The 19,701-nt window shown below is 74.4% G+C and carries 14 protein-coding genes; 7 read left to right on the top strand and 7 right to left on the bottom strand.

The window, feature by feature from the left end:
• Positions 1-206: 206 nt before the first annotated feature.
• Positions 207-896 carry a response regulator transcription factor gene (locus ABT123_RS17830; protein ID WP_351314990.1) on the top strand — a complete coding sequence of 230 codons (690 nt, stop codon included), beginning with the start codon at positions 207-209 and terminating at the stop codon, positions 894-896.
• The gene (locus tag ABT123_RS17825) at positions 893-2,326 is read left to right on the top strand and encodes a sensor histidine kinase (RefSeq protein WP_351314987.1); all 1,434 of its coding nucleotides are present in this window, start codon (positions 893-895) and stop codon (positions 2,324-2,326) included. Before ABT123_RS17830 ends, ABT123_RS17825 begins: the two co-directional genes overlap by 4 nt.
• A 20-nt stretch (positions 2,327-2,346) precedes the next feature.
• On the opposite strand, the gene ABT123_RS17820 is transcribed toward ABT123_RS17825, so the two are convergent.
• From ABT123_RS17820 to ABT123_RS17810, 3 genes are read right to left on the bottom strand one after another with little or no spacing between them, the layout of a single operon-like run.
• On the bottom strand, positions 2,347-4,011 hold the full coding sequence (locus tag ABT123_RS17820; protein WP_351314984.1) for a hypothetical protein: 1,665 nt from the start codon (positions 4,009-4,011) through the stop codon (positions 2,347-2,349).
• Positions 3,986-4,753, bottom strand: a complete 768-nt coding sequence (locus ABT123_RS17815) for a hypothetical protein (protein ID WP_351314981.1) — start codon at positions 4,751-4,753, stop codon at positions 3,986-3,988. The genes ABT123_RS17820 and ABT123_RS17815 overlap by 26 nt, the downstream gene beginning before the upstream one ends.
• A 14-nt stretch (positions 4,754-4,767) precedes the next feature.
• Complete coding sequence (locus tag ABT123_RS17810) at positions 4,768-5,661, bottom strand: hypothetical protein (protein WP_351314978.1); 894 nt, start codon at positions 5,659-5,661, stop codon at positions 4,768-4,770.
• Positions 5,662-5,886: 225 nt separating this feature from the next.
• Here ABT123_RS17810 and ABT123_RS17805 point away from each other — a divergent pair, with 225 nt between their 5' ends.
• Positions 5,887-6,579 carry a 4Fe-4S single cluster domain-containing protein gene (locus tag ABT123_RS17805; RefSeq protein WP_351314975.1) on the top strand — a complete coding sequence of 231 codons (693 nt, stop codon included), beginning with the start codon at positions 5,887-5,889 and terminating at the stop codon, positions 6,577-6,579.
• Here the strand turns inward: ABT123_RS17805 and ABT123_RS17800 are convergent.
• Positions 6,554-7,762, bottom strand: a complete 1,209-nt coding sequence (locus ABT123_RS17800; protein ID WP_351314973.1) for a macro domain-containing protein — start codon at positions 7,760-7,762, stop codon at positions 6,554-6,556. The two genes, ABT123_RS17805 and ABT123_RS17800, sit on opposite strands and share 26 nt — an antisense overlap.
• A 194-nt stretch (positions 7,763-7,956) precedes the next feature.
• On the opposite strand from ABT123_RS17800, the gene ABT123_RS17795 reads away from it, so the two are divergent.
• Genes ABT123_RS17795 through ABT123_RS17780 form a run of 4 tightly spaced genes read left to right on the top strand, consistent with a single transcriptional unit; the run spans position 7,957 to position 14,556 of the window.
• A complete protein-coding gene (locus ABT123_RS17795; RefSeq protein WP_351314970.1) occupies positions 7,957-10,386 on the top strand; it encodes a protein kinase domain-containing protein in 2,430 nt (809 codons plus the stop codon).
• On the top strand, positions 10,383-12,047 hold the full coding sequence (locus ABT123_RS17790; protein WP_351314967.1) for a hypothetical protein: 1,665 nt from the start codon (positions 10,383-10,385) through the stop codon (positions 12,045-12,047). Before ABT123_RS17795 ends, ABT123_RS17790 begins: the two co-directional genes overlap by 4 nt.
• Positions 12,044-14,098, top strand: coding sequence for an AAA family ATPase (locus ABT123_RS17785; RefSeq protein WP_351314964.1), 2,055 nt, complete (start codon positions 12,044-12,046; stop codon positions 14,096-14,098). Before ABT123_RS17790 ends, ABT123_RS17785 begins: the two co-directional genes overlap by 4 nt.
• The gene (locus tag ABT123_RS17780; protein ID WP_351314962.1) at positions 14,095-14,556 is read left to right on the top strand and encodes an FHA domain-containing protein; all 462 of its coding nucleotides are present in this window, start codon (positions 14,095-14,097) and stop codon (positions 14,554-14,556) included. The genes ABT123_RS17785 and ABT123_RS17780 overlap by 4 nt, the downstream gene beginning before the upstream one ends.
• Here the strand turns inward: ABT123_RS17780 and ABT123_RS17775 are convergent.
• Genes ABT123_RS17775 through ABT123_RS17765 form a run of 3 tightly spaced genes read right to left on the bottom strand, consistent with a single transcriptional unit; the run spans position 14,553 to position 19,473 of the window.
• Entirely contained in the window at positions 14,553-15,212 is a 660-nt protein-coding gene (locus tag ABT123_RS17775) for an RES family NAD+ phosphorylase (protein ID WP_351314959.1), read from the bottom strand. The two genes, ABT123_RS17780 and ABT123_RS17775, sit on opposite strands and share 4 nt — an antisense overlap.
• Complete coding sequence (locus ABT123_RS17770) at positions 15,212-15,850, bottom strand: hypothetical protein (protein ID WP_351314956.1); 639 nt, start codon at positions 15,848-15,850, stop codon at positions 15,212-15,214. Before ABT123_RS17770 ends, ABT123_RS17775 begins: the two co-directional genes overlap by 1 nt.
• Entirely contained in the window at positions 15,847-19,473 is a 3,627-nt protein-coding gene (locus tag ABT123_RS17765; RefSeq protein WP_351314953.1) for a CHAT domain-containing protein, read from the bottom strand. Before ABT123_RS17765 ends, ABT123_RS17770 begins: the two co-directional genes overlap by 4 nt.
• Positions 19,474-19,701 lie beyond the last annotated feature (228 nt).

Here is a 19,701-nt window from a genome sequence, read left to right as displayed (position 1 = left end):
GGTGGAGCCGGCGTCGGGGACGGCGGTGCGGGTGTCGTGGGGACGGCTGTGGACACGGGCCAAAACCTCCTGGTCGGGTCGTTGGAGAGAGCTTGGCCGCCGGGACCTGTCGGTTCCCTGTCAGGAGACTTTCAACTCCGTAGCAAAGTGCCCCGGCCCTGATCAGCGGGGGCCGCGCCGCCGTCCGCGTGCCGCAAGATGGGCGGGTGGACAAGATACGAGTGCTGGTCGTGGACGACGACCCGCCGATCGCCGACCTCGTCGCGACGGTCGCCCGCTACGAGGGCTGGGAAGCGGTCACGGCCAACTCGGGCCGGGAAGCACTGCGGCTGGCCGGCGAGTTCCCCCCGGACATCGTCGTCCTGGACCTGATGCTGCCCGACATCGACGGCTTCGGCGTGCTCGACGGGCTGCGCGCGGCCGGGACGATGGTGCCCGTGGTGTTCCTCACCGCGCGTGACACCGTCGCCGACCGGGTCGCGGGGCTGACCCGCGGCGGTGACGACTACCTGGTCAAGCCGTTCGCGGTGGAGGAGCTGATGGCCCGGCTGCGCACCGTGCTGCGGCGCAGCGCCGGGCCGGGGTTCGAGCGGTCCGTGCTGCGCGTCGCCGATCTGACGATGGACGAGGACACCCGGGAAGTACGGCGCGGAGAAGACCGGTTGACGCTCACCCCGACCGAGTACGAGGTGCTGCGCTATCTCATGCGCAAGTCCCCGACCGTGCTCACCAAGGCGCAGATCCTCGACCACGTGTGGGAGTACGGCTTCGGCGGGCGCTCGAACGTCGTCGAGCTGGTCGTCAGCCGGCTGCGCCGCAAGCTCGACGCCACCGGCAGTCCGCTGATCCACACCGTACGCGGCTTCGGCTATGTGGTCAGGCCGGCCGCCGAATGAGCGCGCGGCTGCGCGACACGTACCGCAGACTCCGCCTCGGAACCCGGCTCGCGCTCGGCCTCGGCGTGCTGTCGCTGGTGGCGTTCGCCGTCGTCGGTACGTCCCTGACCGCGTACATGCGCGACTACCTGGGACACCAGCAGGTCGCCCAGTTGAAGCTGGTGCAGAACACACAGGCCAAGGACGCCGCCCAGCACGGCACGGTCAAGCGACAGCCGTACTACGGGTGGTACACGGCCGTGTACGACGTCAGCGACGGCACGGCGGCGCTGCGCCGGCCCGCCGATGTCCCGGACGACACCGGGGAGTTCACCGCCCTCGCCCAGGCGCGCGCCGACTCCGCCGGCGATCTGACGAGCACCGCGCAGCTCGCGGGGAAGGGCGCCTACCGGCTGCGGGCCTGCGAGGTCGTGCCCGGAGTCGTCCTGGTCAGCGCTGCCCCGATGGCGGAGATCGAGGACATCATGGAGCGGCTGATCACGGTCCAGGTGATCGCGTTCACGGTCGCCCTGCTGGCGCTTGTCGTCTTCGGGCGGATCCTGCTGCGACGGGGCCTGAAACCGCTCAGCGACATGGCGCACACCGCACACGGCATCGCCTCCCACGACCTCACCGAGTCGGCGGCCCGCCTGCCGCTGCGCGCCGACCGGTCCGGCGGCGGACCCGAGGTCGAGGAGCTGCGCACCGCCTTCAACACGATGCTGGAGCACATCGACGACTCTCTGGCCGTGCGCGCCGAGGCCGAGCAGCGGCTGCGCCGCTTCGTCGCCGACGCCTCGCACGAACTGCGCACCCCGCTGATGTCGGTGCGCGGCTATGCGGACCTGTTCCAGTACGCCGCCGCCAACGTCCCCGAGGAGCGCGACAAGCACCTCGCCCGGCTGCGTTCCGAAGCCGCCCGCATGGGCATCCTCCTCGATGACCTGCTGTTGCTCGCCCGGCTCGACGCCGCCGAGGTGGACGCGCCGCTGCGCCTGGAACCGTGCGATCTGGCGGACCTCGTCCGGCAGGCCGCCGACGCCTTCCGCGCCGCCCACCCCGGCCATCCGCTCACCCTCGACGCGGGATCCCGGCCGCTGCCGCTGAGCCTCGACCCCGTCCGCATCCGCCAGGTGCTCGACAATCTGCTCACCAATGCAGCCGTCCACACGCCTGCGGGGACACGCGTTTCGGTGACGGTGGGCGTGACGCCGGGGGCCGCCCGGGTGGTCGTGGCCGACACCGGGCCCGGCATCACGGACGCCGACCAGCGCCGGATCTTCGACCGCTTCTACCGCGTCGACAAGGCCCGCAGCCGCGAGAACGGCGGCAGCGGCCTCGGCCTCGCGGTGGCCCGCTCCCTGGTGACCGCGCACGGCGGCACCCTGACCCTGCGCAGCGAGCCGGGTGCCACCGCCTTCCTCCTGGAGTTGCCGCGCGTGGCGCTCTAGGCCGTGCCGCGTCGGTCGGCTCAGGCGATGGGGTGCGGGGCGGGAAGCAGCGGCCAGGTGGTCGAGAGGCGCATGGCGGACTCCGTGACCGCCGGGTCGGCCGATCCCTCGATCACGCCCTGAAGGAACTCGTGGGCCGCGGCCTCGTACAGCTCCGTGGTCGACCGCAGCCGGGCCGCGGTCGCTTCCCCACGCAGGGCTTGGCGGTCGGCGGCGGTCGCCTCCAGCGCCCGCGCCCGCTCCGCGGAAGCGGTGGCGGCCTCCCGGGCCCGCTGCAGCCGGGCGCGCAGCTCCAGGTGGGAGCGGTAGGAGTCGAGGTACGGGTGTTCCCGCAGCAGGCCGAGCAGCAGGCCGATCCCTCCGGACAGCAGGAGCAGGGAGACGAACATCCAGGTCACGGTGGTGAATTCGAGGTGCAGGCTGTCCACCAGCGTCGGAGCCGGTCGGAGGTCCTCCATACCGGCGACGCCTTCGAGGTCCGCGGGGAGCGTCATCGGATCACGTTTCCGGAAGACCAGCTTGGACCGCAGGTAGCCGAGGGCCCAGGTGGAGAACCCCCACACCGCGAGCAGCGCGATCGCGGGCAGGTTCATGCCCTTGGCCGACGCGGTGGCGGGCCGGCTGCGCAGGGCGCGGCCGGCGAGGTGGGGGATGACCACCATCACGACGGCCGCCGAGATGGCGAGCGTCGCCGACAGGGTGTCCGCCTCGGTGCTGCCGGCCCCGTGGAAGGGCTGGAAGGCGATCCAGTAGATCGGCACCTCCACGGCTGCGATGACCAGCAGCAGGCTCCACACCATCCACCGCGGCAGCCCGGGCCGCACGGGCAGGCCCTCCCACTGGGCGGCGTCGGACTGCCGGCGCAGCCCGGCGTACGGGTCCGCCGGGCGGGAGCCGGTCGGTTTCCGGCGGGCCCCGGGGCCGGCTGTGGAGGTCGCCGCCGGATTCGGGTCCAGGCTCTGCCAGTCCTCGTCGTCCGGCCCCAGGGCCGGTGCCGCGCGCGGATCGTCCGGCCCGTCGCCGATGTCCGGGTCGTCCCCGTGCGGGTGGTCGGCGCTGTCGGTGTCGTCGCGCCGGGCGCCGCGTCCGTGCCCGCGCCCGTCTCCGTCCGTGCTCTCGTCGAGGTCCAGATCGCCGAAGCGGGCGCGCAGCCAGCGTTCCTCCAGCCGTTCCCGGACGCCGTCCCGGAACCGCTCCCACCGCACGGCCCGGGCCGCGAGCCGGTCCAGCTGCTCCCGGTTGGTGTCCAGCCAGCGCTGGTTCTCGACCAGTTGCTCCGCCAGCCGCCGGGCCTCCGCCTCGGCCCCGGCGGCTGCCGAGACGGCGTTCGCCTCCAGGACGCGCGCCCGCGCCTCCTCGGTCGCGTGTTCCTCGGCCAGCCGGTTGCGTACGAGGTCGCGTACGGAGGCCAACCGGGCGAAGTAGGGCACCCGGTCCCCGCTGACCAGGACCCAGGGATCCAGGACGCCGGCCTTGGCCACCTTGGCGCCGCGCCGGCGGGCCTTGCGGAGCAGGCGTTCCTGGCCCGCATTGTCGAGGACCAGGGGTATGCGCTGCGTCCCGGTGGGGTACGGAGCGCGGCGGGTGGCGTCGGCGGTGGTGTCGGGCCTGCGCTGGAACGGGCGGGTGAACCGGGCCCGGCGGGGCGTGCGCCCGGGATCAGCGCCGGTAGTCGTCGTGGACACGGGCCTTGGCCCTCCTCTCCAGGATCTCCGTCCAGAAGGCGTCGAACGGCTCGTACTCGCTGGGCTTGGCCCGGCGGCTCATGCCGTAGCCGACCGGGTAGACGTCCATGCCGGAGAGCTCCGGCACCCCGCGCGGGCCGACCAGTTTCTCGACGGCGCTCGTGCGGGCCTCGGGGGTGGCGATGGATTCCGGGCTCAGGTTGAACTCGGGGTCGGCCTGTTCGAAGTCGCTGACCACGAGCAGGGCCGCGGGGCCGCCCCCGGAGGGCATCGCCTCGGCGGCGCGCGCGAGTCCGCCGAGGATGTCGGAGCCGCTCTCGGTGTCCTGTGCGCACTTCAGCATCGTGCGGGCGCCCAACGTGGCCCTGACCATCGCCTCCTGACGGATGGCCGCCACATCGTCGGTGCTCTGGGACGGCGGGTCGAGGTCCACGTCGTTGACCCGGCACCGGGACGCCTTGGACGAGCGGGTGATCGGTGCGAAGGCCATCGTCTTGCAGCCCCGGTCCTTCATGAACGGCACGATCGTCGCGTCGAGTTTGGCCTTCGCGTCGAACCCGTCCTTGGCGGAACCGGAGCCCGAACCGTCCAGGACGACCGCGCAGGGGGTCTTGAGGGCTTCGGGCTTATCGGTGGAGCAGCCGACCGCGGCGAGCAGGGCGGCCAGCGGCAGGGCGGCGAGCGTCCGAGCCCGCCGCCTGGCGCGCAGCGGGTGCGGATGGCGGGATGTCGTAGCCGTCATGGATGTCATAGCCGTCACGGGGTTCCCCTCCCTTGGTCGGCGGCGTGCCGCGGCCGGGGTGCGGACGGGCCACCCGCCCTGCCCCGGTGGGACTGCGTGTCGAGGATCTCCAGCGCCCGGGCGACGGCGGGTGTGCGCGCGTCCGGTGGCGGGTCCTGCGCGGGGGCGCCCCCGGTGAGCAGCCACGCGTCGACCTCGTCCCAGGTGTCGTCGAGCGTGACGCGGCCGGGCAGCCAGTGCGCGGGGCGAGCGGCGAACGGCGGGTAGGCCGGCCGGTCCCGTTCCGCCCGGGCCGGCGCCCCGGCCGCCTCCGGCGTCCGTCCCACCGGCGGGAGCCGGTGCTGCTGTCGTGCCCGGCGCAGCTCCGCCTCCCGGCGGCGGAGCTCGGCCCGGCGGCGCTCCTCGGCCCGGCGGTGTTCTTCGGCCCGGGCGGTGTGGACGGTCAGCCACACCGCGTCCCAGTAGCAGGCCAGGCGCTGGTTGGCCTCGTGGGTGAGGGCCGCAGCGCGGGCGCGGCACACCTCGGCATCGGCCCGCCAGGCCCCGACCATCGCGCCATAGCGGGCGAGCGCGGCCGGTGAGGGCTCGTCCCGTACGTCGTACTGGGTCACCACGCGCACCGACTCCGCATGGATGCGGATGATCGCCCGCCGCTCGTCCCGCAGCAGGCGGGAGCGCAACTGGCCGACCGCGCGCAGGGCGCCCGCCCGGGTCTCCATCACGAACGGGGTGACGATCTCCGGGAGGTCCAGGAGTGCACCGGGACCCGGTCCCGATGCCGGCAGCACCGGCAGCAGGGGGCGCAGACCGGGTGCGTCGAGTCGGCCGCGCCGCCGGGCCCGTGCGGCGGTCACCCGCCCGAGCCGGGCCCGGCGCGCGGGTCCCCTGATCTGGTCCGTGGCGATCATGATGACGGATTCCCCCTTCTCCGCTGCCCTTGCTCCAGATGGAGGAGGGTAACGGAAGGAAAGCAGAAAGGAGCCCGTAATTCGACGGTTTTCCCACTCCCGGCATCCTCCCCCCGAAGCCGCCCGGTTGTCGCCCGGAAAACAACCGGATTATTCTCCGGAACCGTTTGCGGTGGGCGGGTAATTCCGTTGATACTCGATTCCCGTCCATCGGGGGAGGGTGCAGTGCGCATCAAAGTCGGCGGGACGCATTTCCCGCTGGAGACGCTCGGCCCGGGCCGGCGTCTCGGTGTGTGGTTCCAGGGCTGTCCGCTGGCCTGTGCGGGATGCATGTCGCGGCACACCTGGGCGGCCGAGGGGGGCCGGGAGTCATCGGTCCGCGAACTGCTGGACCTGTGGCGGGATGCGCTGGAGAGGGGGGCGCAGGGGCTGACCGTCAGCGGTGGGGAGCCGCTCGAACAGGCCCCGGCTCTGGCCGAGTTCCTGGCCGGAGCGGCGCTGCTGCGCAGTGCGGCGGAGCGTGCCCGGGGGGTGCGGGACGATCCCGTCGACTTCCTCGTCTACACCGGCTACGACCAGGACGAGTGGGATCCGCCCCGGTTGCGGGCGCTGCGGCACGCGGACGCGGTGGTCGCGGGGCGGTTCCGGATCGCCGAGCCGACTGCGTTGGTCTGGCGCGGCTCGGCGAACCAGCGGCTGCTCCCGCGCACCGCCCTGGGCCGGGCCCGCTACGCACCCCATCTGGGCCGGCGGGTGACGGGCCCGGCTGTCCAGGTGGTGGTGGAGGCGGGGCAGCGGCCCGGTGAAGCCCCGTCCGCCCACCTCCTGGGCGTGCCGGCCAGGGGGGAACTCGTCTTCTACGAAAGGTGGTTGGGAGAGCGTGGGCTGCGACTCAGGGAGCGGAGCTGGCGTCGTTAAGCAGCTGGGCCAGCTCGGGGCGGCGGGCCACGAAGTGCACCGTCCAGTCCGGGTGCCGGCTCAGCTCTTCCGACACGGCCCAGCGCAGCCAACGGGCGGCCTTTACGGGGGGAAGGCCGCCCTGGCCGGCGCCGAGCAGAGGGAAGCAGATGGATGCCAGGGGAGGGTCGTACTCGTCCCGTTCGGCGTTCGCCTGGGCGAAGGCCGCCGCGACGGCGTCGGCCAGCGTCTGCGGGTCGACCTGGTACCGACCGCCGCCGCCGAGGGGCCGGACGACGGCGGCGTGGTAGATGCGGCGCACCCCGCGCTCCGCGAGGGCGCCCGAGGAGGTGGGGACGACGATCCCGGGCTGCACCGGCAGGCCGGTGCGGCCGTGGGTGCGCATCCAGTCGGCGAGTTCCCGGGTGAGCACGTCGTCGGTGATCTCGCCGCCGGCGTTGCGTATCGCGGCGGCCCGGCGCAGCGCGCCCGAGAGGGTCGGGCGGAACGTCTTGGACATCTCCATGTGCGTGTTCTCCGAGGACACCAGGATGTCGATGTCCCGCAGCAGTTCAACGGAGGACACGTGCACGGTGATGCGGCGCAGCGTGGCCGGCGGCAGCGCCGGTCCGGCTGCCCGGGCGGGGGGATCGGGCAGCGGTTCGGGGTCCTCGCGGCGCCCCGCCGGGCCGCCGGCCGCGGCCTCGCGGGCCAGCGCGAGGACCGCGCCCGCGAGTTCGGCGATGACCTCCTGCTCCTGGCCCCGGCGGAAGCGTTCGGCGGTGACCCCGTACACGGCGGCGGCGGCCTTGCGGCGCTCCTGGGCCGAGGTGCCGCGCCGGCCCGGGAGCAGTCCGAAGGTGTGGGCGGCGGCCCGGCCCAGCGGATCGGCCCGCCGGCCGTTCGCTTCCTCGGCCGGCGGGCCGGGCGGGACGGACCCACCTGGCAGGACGGACCCGCCGGCCGGGCCGGGTGCGGCGGCGAGCCGTCGTACGGCGGCCTCGAGCAGGGCTTCGATGCCGGCGGCCTCGTCCGCGGACCCGAGTGCGTACCCGGCCGCGGCGGCGGCCCGCCCCAGGGCCTCGGGCCGGATGCGTCTGAGGCCGGCGAGGCCAGGTCGGCGCAAGGCGGACAATTCCTCGGTCAGGCGGGCGTGGGAGGGCAGTTCGGTGCCGGCCGGGACCGTGGGAGTCTGCGGGCTCATGGTCGACACGATAATCCCGGTTGCCGGAAGAAGGAGCAGGACTGCGGGGGGACAGTCCGGAATGATCTATTCCAAGGATTATTCGAACTACGCCCCTTCGGGGTGGATGTCGCAATTGCTCCGGAAAATATCGTGCATTTATGCATTCCCCTCTTCACTCTTCCCACTCTCCCTCTCGACGGAAGGCGGAAGTCATGACGACGGTGCCGCCCACGCAACTGGACCCCGTGGGATTCGGTGAGGATTTCAACTCCGGACCCGAGGAAACCCGCCGCGGACTCGACCGCGTACCCACCTCGCTGAGCGAGCGCCTGGACCTGACCGAGGTCCTCAGCGACGTCCAGGGCCCCACTCAGGCGGTCGTCCTGCGGGTCAAGGACCGCGAGGCCCGCCACCGGGACTCCGCGGTGCCGCTGGTTCTCAAGTGGTACCACCGCGCCTTCGCGCCCGACCCGGCAGCGCGCCGGGTGCTGACCGGGGACCTCGGCGGCCACGTCGTACGCGTCCTGGAGCACGGGATCGCCGACGGCCACCCGTACGAGCTGCTCCCCTCCTACGGCGAGACCACCCTGGCCCAGTACCACGCCCGTCACCCGGGCGCGCTGCCCGCGCCCCTGGTCCACACGGTGGTCGCCCACCTGTACGAGGCGCTGACCGCCGCCCACGACAAGGAAGTCGTCCACCGGGACGTCACCCCCGACAACATCGTGGTGCGCACCCAGAACGAGGACCGCCTGGACCTGGTCCTCGTCGACTTCGGCGCGGCCCTGCACACCGGCCGCGACGAGGATGCCCCGCGCCGCCGGGACTGGAAGGGCAAACCCCTCTACCTCGCCCCCGAGGCGAGCACGCACCGCCAGAGCATCACCCCCGCCGTCGACTGGTGGTCCCTCGGCATGGTCGTGGCCGAACTCGCGGGCGGACGCCACCCCATCGACTTCCGCGGCGACGAGGAAGTACTCGCGGAGATCGCCACCCACGACCCCGAACTCCCGCTCGTCACCGACCCGCGCCTGCTGATGCTCTGCCACGGCCTGCTGACCCGGGCCCCCGAACACCGCTGGGGCGCCGAGCAGGTGGGCCGCTGGCTCGCCGGCGACTCCCCGGCGGTCGCGCCCCGCACCAGCGGCGCCGCGCCCGAGGACCTGCCGCCGCGCTCCGCCGCCGAGCCCTTCGCCTTCCTGGGCCGCGCCGTCACCAGCACCGAGGAACTGGCCCGGCAGTTCGACCTCCAGTGGCGGGCCGCCGAAAACCTGCTGGGCAGCCGCCGTGGCCGGGAACGGCTGGTGGCCTGGCTCGGACAGTTCGCCGACGCGCCCGACCGGTCCCCGGAGGACACCACGGAACTGAACGCGCTGTGCGAGCGGCTCGCCCAGCCCCCGGACCCCCCGACCCTGCTGCGCCTGCTCAACTGGATGGGCCCGCGGCTGCCCGCCTCCTGGCACGGGCTCCCGCTGGACGCCCTGGGCATCGCCGATCTGGAACGGGACGCGGTACGGGGCGACGACCGCAGCCGGGAACTGGTGGCGGTCCTGGCCCGCCACGAACTGCTGCCCCTGCTCGGCACCCGGCCCGGCGGCGAAGGCCTCGACGAGGTACAGCGGCGCTGGCAGGGCTACCGGCAGAGCTGGCGGCAGGCCACCGCGGACCTGTTCGTACGCGGCGGCCCGCGCGAGCGGAGGTCCGCGGACCGGCTGCTCAACCGCACCGGCGACCTGGACGCCCGGCTGCTGCTCCTCGCCCGCGAACCGGACCGCACAAGGACCCGGTTGCTGCGCCGCACGGCCTGGGACCCGAGCCGCGGGGACACCCCGCCGCACTGGTACCGCGCGCTGCGCGCCGACCCCGACAACCCGCTGCGGCTGCTGGCGGCCCTCCTGCTGACCGGGCCCGCCCGGCTCGAGGCCGAGCAGCACCAGGACGAGCTGCGCAACCGCGAGGTGGACCGGCTCTTCGCCGAGGAGATGGACGCCCGCTTCGAGGTTCTGCGGCGCTTGGACCGGCCGCCCGCCCTGGGCTGGGCCCTGCTGGGGGCGACCGTGGCCACCGCGCCGTGGACGTTCGTCATCGGGCTGGCCGACCTCCTCGGCCGCGCCGACCAGCGGGAGGTGGTCCTCGCCTGGATGCTCGCGTTGCCCGCCGCGGCGGCCGTGTTCGCGCTGGAGCTGTGGATCGCCGTCTACATCGGTCCGCACACCTACCATCCCGCGCGCTCCCTGGCGGGCCTGGTGATCCGCACCGGTGAACGGCCCGCCCGGGCCGCCCGCTCCCGCGGCCGGCTCAGCATGGCGGTGGCCGCGGCGGGCCTGGTCGCCGCGGGCGCGCTGGGCGTCTGGGCCGTCGCCCTGGCCCCCTGGGCCTGGCCGGCCGGGACCGTCGCGGCCCTCACGGCGTGGACCGTGCAGCGGTGGTGGGCGTGGCGGCGGCACACCCGGGACGCCCGGCAGGCCCGGGCGGCCCACCGGGCGGGCCACCGGACGAGCCGGGCCACACCACCCGGACCGGACCTGCCACACCGCCCGCCCGGCGCGCACCACCCGACCGGTCCGGCCCGCCCGGGCAGCGGTCGGCACCGACGGCCCGACGCACCACGCCCGGCCGCACCCACCCGGAGGAACGGATGAGCTACGGCCTGGTCTTCCCCTCGATCTCCGAGATCGTGCCGACGGTCGCCTACTCGGGCCCCGCCTCGACCGGCTTCGATGCTGCCGCGAGCGTGCAGGGGGTGGGCGATTCCGTCAATCAGACGTTCGATTCGCTCGCCGAAGGTGCCCAGCAGAGCGCCTCGCACGCCCTCGACGCCGCCGGCCACGCATTCCAGGAACTCCTGGAGCCGGCCGCCATCGCGCTCGGCGCGCTCAGCGGGGCCCTCCTCGTGGGCCGGGCCGCGATGGTCACCACCCAGGTGCTGGCCGCGGCGGCCGTCCGGGCCGCCGAGGAGCAGACCTGCCTGGAACGCGGCCAGCAGGTCGCCGCGGCCGTCACCGCCCAGTGGGAGGCAGCCGCCTTCGCGGCCGTACGGGCCAATGCGCGCCGGGCCGCGCTGCTGGCCCGGGTGCGCCGGACGGCCTTCCGTACGCTGCCGGACACGCCCCCGCCCCCGCAGCCCAACCTGCCGCCGCCGGTCACCTGCACCGGTGTCCGGCTGGACGTGCTGCGCGGGGAACTGGCCTCGATGGAGGCGGCGTTGCGGAAGGCGGAGGCGGCCCACGCGCGCTGGACGATGGAGCAGGCACTGCACACCGCCGACGCCCCGGAGGCGGAGGACGAGGCCTGGCGCCGGCGCATGCTGTCCCGCCGCGAGGCCGCCGTACGGGACGCGCAGGCAGAGCCGGCGGCGGGCACACCCGCCGCCCTGCCCCAGCCGCCCGCCGCCGACCGGCTCGGCCGGCAGCAGGCCGAGGAGTCGGCCGCCGAACTGCTGGCCCTGCTGGATGCGGGTGCCGATGCCAAGGACGCCGAGCTGGCCGTCGCCGCCGTCCGGCACGCCGTCGAATGTGCTGCGGAGCGGCCGGCCAAGGCCCGTATCCACCTTCGGGAGGCGCGCCGCTTCGTCGCGGATGCCAACCGGGCGGTGCGGGTTCGACTCGCCGCACAGGAGAAGGCCGCCGTCCAGCTCGACTTCCTCCTCACCGAGGCGCCGCCGGGCGAGCCGCCGCTGACCCCGGCCGCCGAGGAGACCGAACTGCTGCGCAGGGCCCTGGAGGAGGGGCGGCTCCTGGGCGCCGAGGAGCAGCGCGCGGTGGACCGGCGGGTGGAGGAACGGCTCTCGGACCTGGAGTGCCGCTACACCCGGGAACTGATGGGGCGGGCCGTCGCCCGGCTGGCCGACCCGGCCGCGGACACTGCCTACAGCGCCTCCGACGGCGCGGACGGACTGCAGTGCTTCGACCTGACACCGGCCGGCTGGTGGCCCGGACACTGGCTGCGGATCACCGTACGCAACGGCACGACGGAACTCGTGACGATGTACGAGGAGCGCCCCGGGCCGCGCGGCCCCGCCGACCTGGCCCTCGACGCCCGGCGCTGCCACGAGGCACGCACGCACCTGGAGGAACTGCGGGAGGCCGGGCGCCGGTGGGGACTCGAACTGCCGGTCTCCTTCACGGAGAGCGGGACGGCCGTCCCCGGAGTGCGGGGTGCGGACGGCGCGGTCGTCCTGGACACGGCCGACGCGCAGACGCAGCACCAGCGGCCGGCACCCGACCCCGGGACCGCGGCCCACCGGGCCAAGGGTCTCAAAGCGCGGCACGTGGACGACGACCGAAGGAGCACGGGCCGATGACCAGCTACGACCGCTTCGTCAAGTCCCCGGCGGCGCCGGGGACTCCACCGCAGGGGCCGCCCCCGGAGACCGTGGAACGGCGCGTACCGCTGTTCATCGAGGAGCTGACCGGAACGCTCAGCGTGCACGCGCAGTACGTCCTGTACGGCAACATCCGCGACCAGTACCTGGTACGGCCGCCCAGTGGCGACCGGCACGTGCCGCTGTTCGAAATGCTGTGGAACTCCCTGCGCGGGCAGGGCTACCAGGCGCTCGTCGCCTACGATCAGATCTCGGGCTTCTGGGTTCTCAAGGGGCCGGAGCAGGAGCTGGTGGAACACCTGCTGGCGGAGAGCGGGCCGGGCACGCTGCCGCGGATCGGCCGTTCACAACGACCGCCGCAACTCATGGAAGCCGTCACGCAGATGCAGGAGCTCGTGACGGGCTGGGCCGAGCGGCGCGCGGCGGCCCCGAACGGCGGACGGGAGCTGCCACCGCTGCGGGTCGCCCTGCTCATCGACCACGCCGCCCGGCTGACGGCCGACCCGGGCCGGCTCACCGAGGCCGAGCGGGACTTCTTCGTCGCCTGTCTCAAGCTGGCCGACTCCGCCCCGCTCATCGCCCCGAACCCGACCACCGTGCTCCGGACCGCGGACCCCGCCGGGCCCAAGCTGTTCAATCCGATCATCTGGCTCGCGGACGGCGAACGGGATCTGCCGAACTGGCTGATCTCCGGCAGTGAGCGGATCCGTACGATCGCCGTACCCGAGCCCGACGCCGACGAGCGACGCAGGATGGCGCGGCTGCTGGAGCGCGAGCACGCCGACGGGGCGGTCCGCGCGCGCTGGGACGAGGCCGGCCCCGCGGTGCCGGCCGCCCGGCGCGAGGCGACCGACCACGCGGACGCCTTCGCACGGGCCGCCGCGGGCCTGACCCTGCGGGCGATGCGGGAGAGCGTCAGCCTGGCGCTGGCCCGCCGTATGCCGTTCACCGCGATGCCCGACGCGGTGCGCATCTACCGGCTCGGAGTGGAGAAGAACCCGTGGCGGCGCGAGGAGATCCGGCAGCGGATCAGCGAGGGGGAGCAGCAGATCCCCGCTCGCGTCCTCGGCCAGGAAGCGGCCGTCTCGATGACGCTCGCCATCCTCAAACGGGCGGCGCTGGGCCTGTCCGGAGCCCAGGCGAGCAGCCCCGGACACCGGCCCCGCGGCACCCTGTTCTTCGCCGGGCCGACCGGCACGGGGAAGACCGAGCTGGCCAAGGCGGTCGCCTCGGTGCTCTTCGACAGCGACCAGGCCTACCTGCGCTTCGACATGAGCGAGTTCTCCGCTGCCCACTCCGCCGACCGGCTGGTCGGTGCGCCGCCGGGCTATGTCGGCTTCGAGGCGGGCGGCGAACTGACCACGGCGGTGCGTGCCAACCCGTTCCGGGTGATCCTCTTCGACGAGATCGACAAGGCGGACAAGGGCGTGCTGGACAAGTTCCTCCAGGTCCTGGAGGACGGGCGCCTCACCGACGGCCAGGGGGTCACGACGTACTTCAGCGAGTGCGTACTGATCTTCACCTCGAACCTCGGGGTCCAGCGCACGGATCCGGTGACCGAGGAGCGGCAGTGGATCGTTGCGCCCGGCACCCCCTACCGGGAACTGGCGCGGAGGGTGAAGCAGAACGTCAAGCACCACTTCGAGGCGGTGGTGGGCCGGCCCGAGCTGATGAACCGCATCGGCGGCAACGTCGTCGTCTTCGGATTCATCACCGACGAGACGGCCGCCCGGATCCTCGACCTCCAGATCGGCAACATCCGGCGGCAGTTGGCTGCCGAGCACCGCCTCCACCTGGAGCTGGCGCCGGAGGCCCGCGCCCAGTTGGCGACGTACTGCACCCGGGACCTGTGGAACGGCGGCCGGGGCATCGGGATGGTGCTGGAGACGCACCTGCTCAACCCGCTGGCCTGCGAGCTGTTCGACCGGCCCGGGCTCGGCTCGGGGGCGACCGTGCTGGTGCGGGAGGTCCGCGAGACCGAGGACGGACAGGTGGAGATCGAGATCGAGACGCTGCAGGGGGAGCGATGAGCACGCACGAGCTCGACGACTGGGAGGAGGTGTCGTCGCCCGCGCCGATGTTGCTGCCCGGGGCCGGGCCGGCGCCCGGCTCGCCGGGGCCCGGGCGGGCGGACCTCACGGCCGGCCCCCCGGTTGTGCTGCGGTTCCTGGAGGTCGCGCTGACCCTGACCGTTGCGCCCGGCACGGTGGTCGCACTGGGCCGTGACCCGGACTGGGCTCCGCGCACCGCCGCCGCGTTCGCCCACCACCACACCGTCTCGACACGGCACGCCGGGGTGGCGGTCGCGGCGGACGGCTCCGCGACCGTCACCGAGGAACTGCCGGGCGCCGCCAACGGCACCCGGCTGAACAAGACCGACCTGGTGGCCGGCGTGCCGTACCCGCTGACCGACCGGGACCGGCTGTGGCTCGGCCCCCGGATCAGCTGCGTGGTCCAGCTGGGTCGCCGGCTACCGGAGACCGGCTAGTCCTCCGGGACCGAGATCCGGGCGCGCAGGGGCTTCAGTATGGCGTTCACCTCGCGTACGTCGGCCACGTCGTCCAGGCGCAGGGCCACGTCCGGTTCGGTGAGGAGCGGGCCGCTGCCGCAGCGGTCGCCGAACAGCTGGAGGGCGGCGCGGGGGCGGCAGCGCTTGGACTGCCACAGCAGACCGTCCGCCCCCGCACAGTGCTCCCGGATCAGGCGCGCCCAGTAGCGGGTCTTGGCGTAGTCCTCCTCCTCGCAGTCCACGAGCCAGGTGTCCTGCCAGACCGCGGCCAGGCCCTCGGCCGTGGTGAGGTCGACCAGGGACAGCTCCGCGGTGGTGCGCAGCACCGACAGGCGGTAGCGGGAGGCCTGCGCCCACGGCACCAGCCGGATGCCCGTGGCGTCGTCGAACTCGACCGAGCGCAGCAGGACTTCGGACAGCGCGGTCATCGGGTCCAGGGCGGCGTACAGGTAGGGGTACGGGTCCTTCTCGGTGGCGTCGAAGCGGCTTCCGCGGAAGAACTCGTGGGCGAGCTTCGGGTTGAACCCGTCCGCGTCGTAGCGGTGCAGGTGCAGTCGCCACAGGCGGGTGCCGGCCGGCAGCGTGTGCGTCAGCGGATCCATCGGCAGCCCGGTGGGCGGGATCTGGCGGGTCATCAGTCGCCCTCCACCAGTTCGCGCGCGGCCCGGGTCAGTTCCTCGTCGGGTACGGAGCCGAGGAGTTCGGCCGGTACGCCGCGCAGCCAGCGGTTGCGGCCCAGCCACCAGTCGGCCGCGCCCCAGGGGTCCCGGTCGGCCATGAGCAGGCGGTTGATCCGGCCGACCACGGCCAGTGGCCGGGCGGTGCCCGCCGCGAACTGGAACCGCGGGTAGCGGTCGCCGAGTTCCGGGTGGCGCAGGCGGATCAGCCCGGGCTCGCCGGGGCCGGCCGCGACCTCGGCGGCGGGCAGGGAGGGCGCGGCCAGCAGCCGGGCGCGGACCGGGTCGGGCGACGCCGGCGGAGCGTGCAGCGTCGCCAGCAGGGCCAGCACCGGTACGCGGTCCACCTCCGGGCCGTCCGGGGCGCCGGCGAAGCGGACGCTGCCCCGCAGGGCCAAGGTCACCGGGTGCTCGTCGGGCAGGGCGCGCAGCAGCCGCCGCAGGCGGCGCAGTGCAGCCTGCACGGCCTGCGGGTCCGTGGCGCTCGCCAGGCCCTGGAGGAGTACGGCCAGCTCCTCCCGATCGGCCGGGTCGAGCGCAGCGAGGGTCTGCGGCCAGTGGTCGCGGAGCAGGGCGACGAACTCGTCGGGTGTCATGCGGCCGGTTCTCCTTCCCCTTGGTGTTCTTGCGGGAGGTGCGTGGGCCGGGGCGCCCCGCCGGGGTGGGGCGCCGGGTTGCCCTGGTGGATGAAGGCGCCCCAGAAGGCGGGTCCGGACAGCTCCGGCCGGGCGGCGGTCCGCCGCAGGTGCGGTGTCAGGCCCGTCACCGGGGGTCGGTCCCCGGCGGGGGCCAGCATCCAGCGCTGGGCCGCCCGCAGGGCGTCGGGCGGGGCCAGCCCGGCGGCCACATGGTGGTGGAAGACGGTCATCAGGACGGCCGAGGCGTCGTCGCTGACCTTCCAGCGCGAGCCGACGGCGTCGGCCGCCAGCCCGTGCACGAACGCGGTGGTGACGGTCAGCGCCTCGTCGTGGTCGCGGGTGCTCAGGTCGGTCTCGCAGGCGCTGAGGACGACCAGCGGCCGTCCGGCACCGGCGGGCCCGGCCGGGGTGTCGAGCAGTTCCGACACCGACAGCCGGCCGGCCTCGGGGCCGGCGCCGGCGGGCCGGCCCAGTTCCAGCACCGAGGAGCCCGGGTCCGCGCCGGCCGTGCCATGGCAGACCAGGTGGACCACGGCGACCGCGTGCGCCCCGGGGTTCCGCGCGCCCAGCAGTCCCAGCACCTCGGCCGGCGTGCCCCCGGGCAGCGGCGGTTCAAAGTCGCGGGTGTCGAACTCGCCGTACAGGGCCGCCCGCGGGTAGTACGCGTCGTGCACCGCGAGCACCTCGTCCTCGGCCATGTCGAGACCGGCGGGCACGCAGACCAGCGCCTGCCCCTCGGCGAGCGGCAGCCGCCGGCTCCGCGCCGCCCGCAGAAACTCCCGGCCGGAGGCGGCGTACGTCAGTACGACCGGCTCACAGGCCCGTACGGTCGCGGGTGCGCCGGACTCGCGCCACCGGTCCGGGACGGTGAGCCGGGCGGCCTGCCAGGGCACCACGCCCAGGTTTCCGCAGGCCACGACGGTCAGCCGCACCGGTGCGGCCGGCGGAGCGGACGCCGGTCCGGTGAGCAGGCCGGCCTCCCGGAGCCCCCGCTCCCACAGCCCGAGTTCGTCCAGGAGCGGCGCCACCACTCCGGTGCCGGCCCAGTCGCACAGCGCGTCCAGTGCGGCTTCCCAGCGCTCCATCCCGCGGCGGGCGGAGAACCGGGCGGCGGTGGCCTCCAGGTAGGCGGCGACCGGGGCGCGGCCCTGCGCGGACAGGGCGGGCAGCGGCAGCGCCCGCGGCGGCCGGTCCGGCACCAGGAGCAGCGCCCAGCCGTCCCCGTCCGCCTCGTCCTCCTCGCCGGGCAGCAGGTAGACGAGCGCGTCCGTGCCCGACCGGGCGACTGCGCCCTGCAGTTCGGCGACCTCGGGCACCCGGCCGTGCTGCCCGTCGTCCTGTGCGCGCAGCAGTTCCAGCGCCCGGCGGCGCAGTCCGCTGGGCAGTTCGGGCCCGTCGGGCGGGCCGTCGAGCAGCGCCGTCAGCAGTCCGGACGGCCCTGCGTCCGGCCCGGCGCCCCCCGCGCCGGGCCGGGCGTTCTGCCACTGCCGGGCCAGCTCCTCCTCCCCGAGCGCGGCGAGCCGTTCCGGCACGGTGGCTGAGACGGCCGCGGCTGCGAGCACGAGGGCGCGGCCGGCTTCCAGGCAGGCCACGGCCTCGTCCGGGCGGTCGGCGCGTACGGCCCAGGAGGCGGCGATCAGGCCGCGTGCGGCGCCGCCGCGGGCGACCTCCAGCCCGTGCTGGACGCCTTCTTGCAGCAGGACGTCGGCGGCGGTCGCGCGCAGCGAGTCGCGGGCGTCGGCGACGGCCTGCGCCAGGTCGGGACCGGCGCTGCGGCCGGACCGGGCGGCGTAGCACCGGGCCAGGTCCCAGTACAGCGCGGAGGCGGCCTGAGAGGTACCGGGGGACAGCTCGCCCCGGGCATCCTCCAGCTCGGCGATCGCCTCGCCCAGGAGGGCCGGGTCCGGTCGGGTCCGGTACTGGAAGGTGAGCGCCATGGCGATGCCCATGCGCGTGCGGATCCGCTGCTCGCTGAAGACGGGCGTCTGGCGAAGCGAGTCGCGGGACCGCTCCACCGCCACGGCGACCCGTTCGGGATCCGGGTCGAGGGACGTGGTGAGGGCCAGAAGCGGCGCCCACAGGGCGTCCATGAGCTGCCGCGCGAACGGGTGGGCCTGTGAGGCCTCATACGCCTGGTCCAGGTGGTGGGCCGCACTGCGGAGGGCGCCGCTGTCGGAGGTGGCCTTCGTCAAAGCCAGATGGGCGAAGCCCAGGAGGAAGAGCGGCATGAACCGGTCCAGGTCCGCCGACTCGGCCCCCTCCGGGGCGTCGAGATCGTCCAGCAGGTCGAGCACGTCCCCGATGAGCGCCTCCAGCGCCGGTACGTCGTCCGATTGGGCGGCCTCGGTGAGCTGCGACAGCACCAGCATGTGGCGGTTGGCCCGCAGCAGACTCTGTGCCCCGGGCCGGCCCTGCGGCTGCTGTGCGACCAGGGGGCCGACGCCGGGCGCGAGTGACTGCCGGAGGAGTTCGTCGGCCACTGCGGAGTCCAGGAGGCTGCCGCCGGTCATCGCGGATCCGGCGAGCAGCCCGGGGAGCACCCCGCGCACGAACCAGGCGAAGTCCTCGCCCTGTTCACCCTCCTCGGAAGCCTTGCGCAGCAGGCGCAGAGCCTCCTCGTACTGGCCGGCGTCGCCGGTACGGCCGCCGAGGAGAGTGCGGGCCATGGCGATCATGGCGTCGGACACCTGCACGCCCGTCGTCGGCCCGGGCCTGCTGCCCTCCTGGAGCAGCTCGGCGAGCTGTTCCGCCGAGAGGGCGCCGGGCTGGGCGCTCTCGGCCACCAGGCCCAGGAGCGGTAACAGCTCCTGCTGTTCCTCCCGGGTAGGGGGGCGGATATCGGCCGGGGACGGATCCCCCGAAGAGTTGGCCACCAGGTGCTTCAGCGCACGCATCATCGGTGCCATCGGCCCTATCAGCTGTGGGTCCAGACTGTCCACCTGATCGAACAAGCGCCGCAACTCGGGTACGTTCCCGGAGTGAAGGGCCGCCTGGAGTTCCGTCTGGAAGGCGAGGAACTCCGCCCAGGCGGGCGGCATCCCGCCCCGCTTGGTCGCGGCGATCTCGTGGGCGAGCTGTTCCAGCTCGGGCGCGGCCTCGATGAGGCCGGGGCCACCGTGCTGCTCCGGCACCGAGGCGTCCAGCATGTTCTGCACCGCCTCCAGGCCGAGCGGCGTGCGTGTGCCGTACCGGCCCGCCAGGAGGATGAACAGGTCCCGTGCCGCGGCGGTGCGCAGTTCGGTGTCGAGGAGCTCGCTCTCGCGGGCCCGGCGCAGCAGGCCGATGGCCTCCTTGCGGTCCGCCTCTTCGCGCCGCTCGGTCCAGCGGGCGCCGATCAGCGCCCCCAGCCGGGCGAGGACCGCCGGGAGCACCGCGTCGCCCGGCAGCCGGTCGATCAACTCCGGGAGCAGCAGACGCATCTCCTCGATGAGCGTGTCCCGCTCGGCGGCCGGGGGCCCCTGCGGGGGCTCCGCCGCCTCCGGCAGGGGCCGGGCCCCCTCGGACCGCCGTACCAGGTCCCGGGCGCGGTCGGCGAGCTCGCCGGTGTCCTGCCCCGCCGCTTCGTCCTGTGTCCCCAACACCCCTCCCAGGCAAGCAGATCCCGACCATCATGGCCTGTTCTCCCGGGGCATGGGGGGCGGTTGCGCGGACCTGCGGAACCCGCCCGGGAATCGACCGGAGAGCGCCCAGGACGGCCGCATCCGCCGGCGGTCCGCGTGGCAGCATCGAGGGAAGGGGGCCACGGCCGCGCGGACCGGCCCGCCCCACCCCCCTGACCTGACCGGACCCTCGCCCTGGAAGGTGGCCGC

This window comes from Streptomyces sp. NPDC002054 (assembly GCF_040296685.1).
GTDB lineage: Bacteria > Actinomycetota > Actinomycetes > Streptomycetales > Streptomycetaceae > Streptomyces.
This window is presented reverse-complemented; position numbering and strand designations above follow the sequence as displayed.

What these genes read in the sequence shown, in the direction of transcription:
- ABT123_RS17825 (WP_351314987.1), top strand. Translation starts at nt 893, where the DNA reads ATGAGCGCGCGGCTGCGCGACACGTACCGCAGACTCCGCCTCGGAACC.
- ABT123_RS17815 (WP_351314981.1), bottom strand. Translation starts at nt 4,753, where the DNA reads ATGACGGCTACGACATCCCGCCATCCGCACCCGCTGCGCGCCAGGCGG.
- ABT123_RS17810 (WP_351314978.1), bottom strand. Translation starts at nt 5,661, where the DNA reads ATGATCGCCACGGACCAGATCAGGGGACCCGCGCGCCGGGCCCGGCTC.
- ABT123_RS17800 (WP_351314973.1), bottom strand. Translation starts at nt 7,762, where the DNA reads ATGAGCCCGCAGACTCCCACGGTCCCGGCCGGCACCGAACTGCCCTCC.
- ABT123_RS17795 (WP_351314970.1), top strand. Translation starts at nt 7,957, where the DNA reads ATGACGACGGTGCCGCCCACGCAACTGGACCCCGTGGGATTCGGTGAG.
- ABT123_RS17790 (WP_351314967.1), top strand. Translation starts at nt 10,383, where the DNA reads ATGAGCTACGGCCTGGTCTTCCCCTCGATCTCCGAGATCGTGCCGACG.
- ABT123_RS17785 (WP_351314964.1), top strand. Translation starts at nt 12,044, where the DNA reads ATGACCAGCTACGACCGCTTCGTCAAGTCCCCGGCGGCGCCGGGGACT.
- ABT123_RS17780 (WP_351314962.1), top strand. Translation starts at nt 14,095, where the DNA reads ATGAGCACGCACGAGCTCGACGACTGGGAGGAGGTGTCGTCGCCCGCG.
- ABT123_RS17775 (WP_351314959.1), bottom strand. Translation starts at nt 15,212, where the DNA reads ATGACCCGCCAGATCCCGCCCACCGGGCTGCCGATGGATCCGCTGACG.
- ABT123_RS17770 (WP_351314956.1), bottom strand. Translation starts at nt 15,850, where the DNA reads ATGACACCCGACGAGTTCGTCGCCCTGCTCCGCGACCACTGGCCGCAG.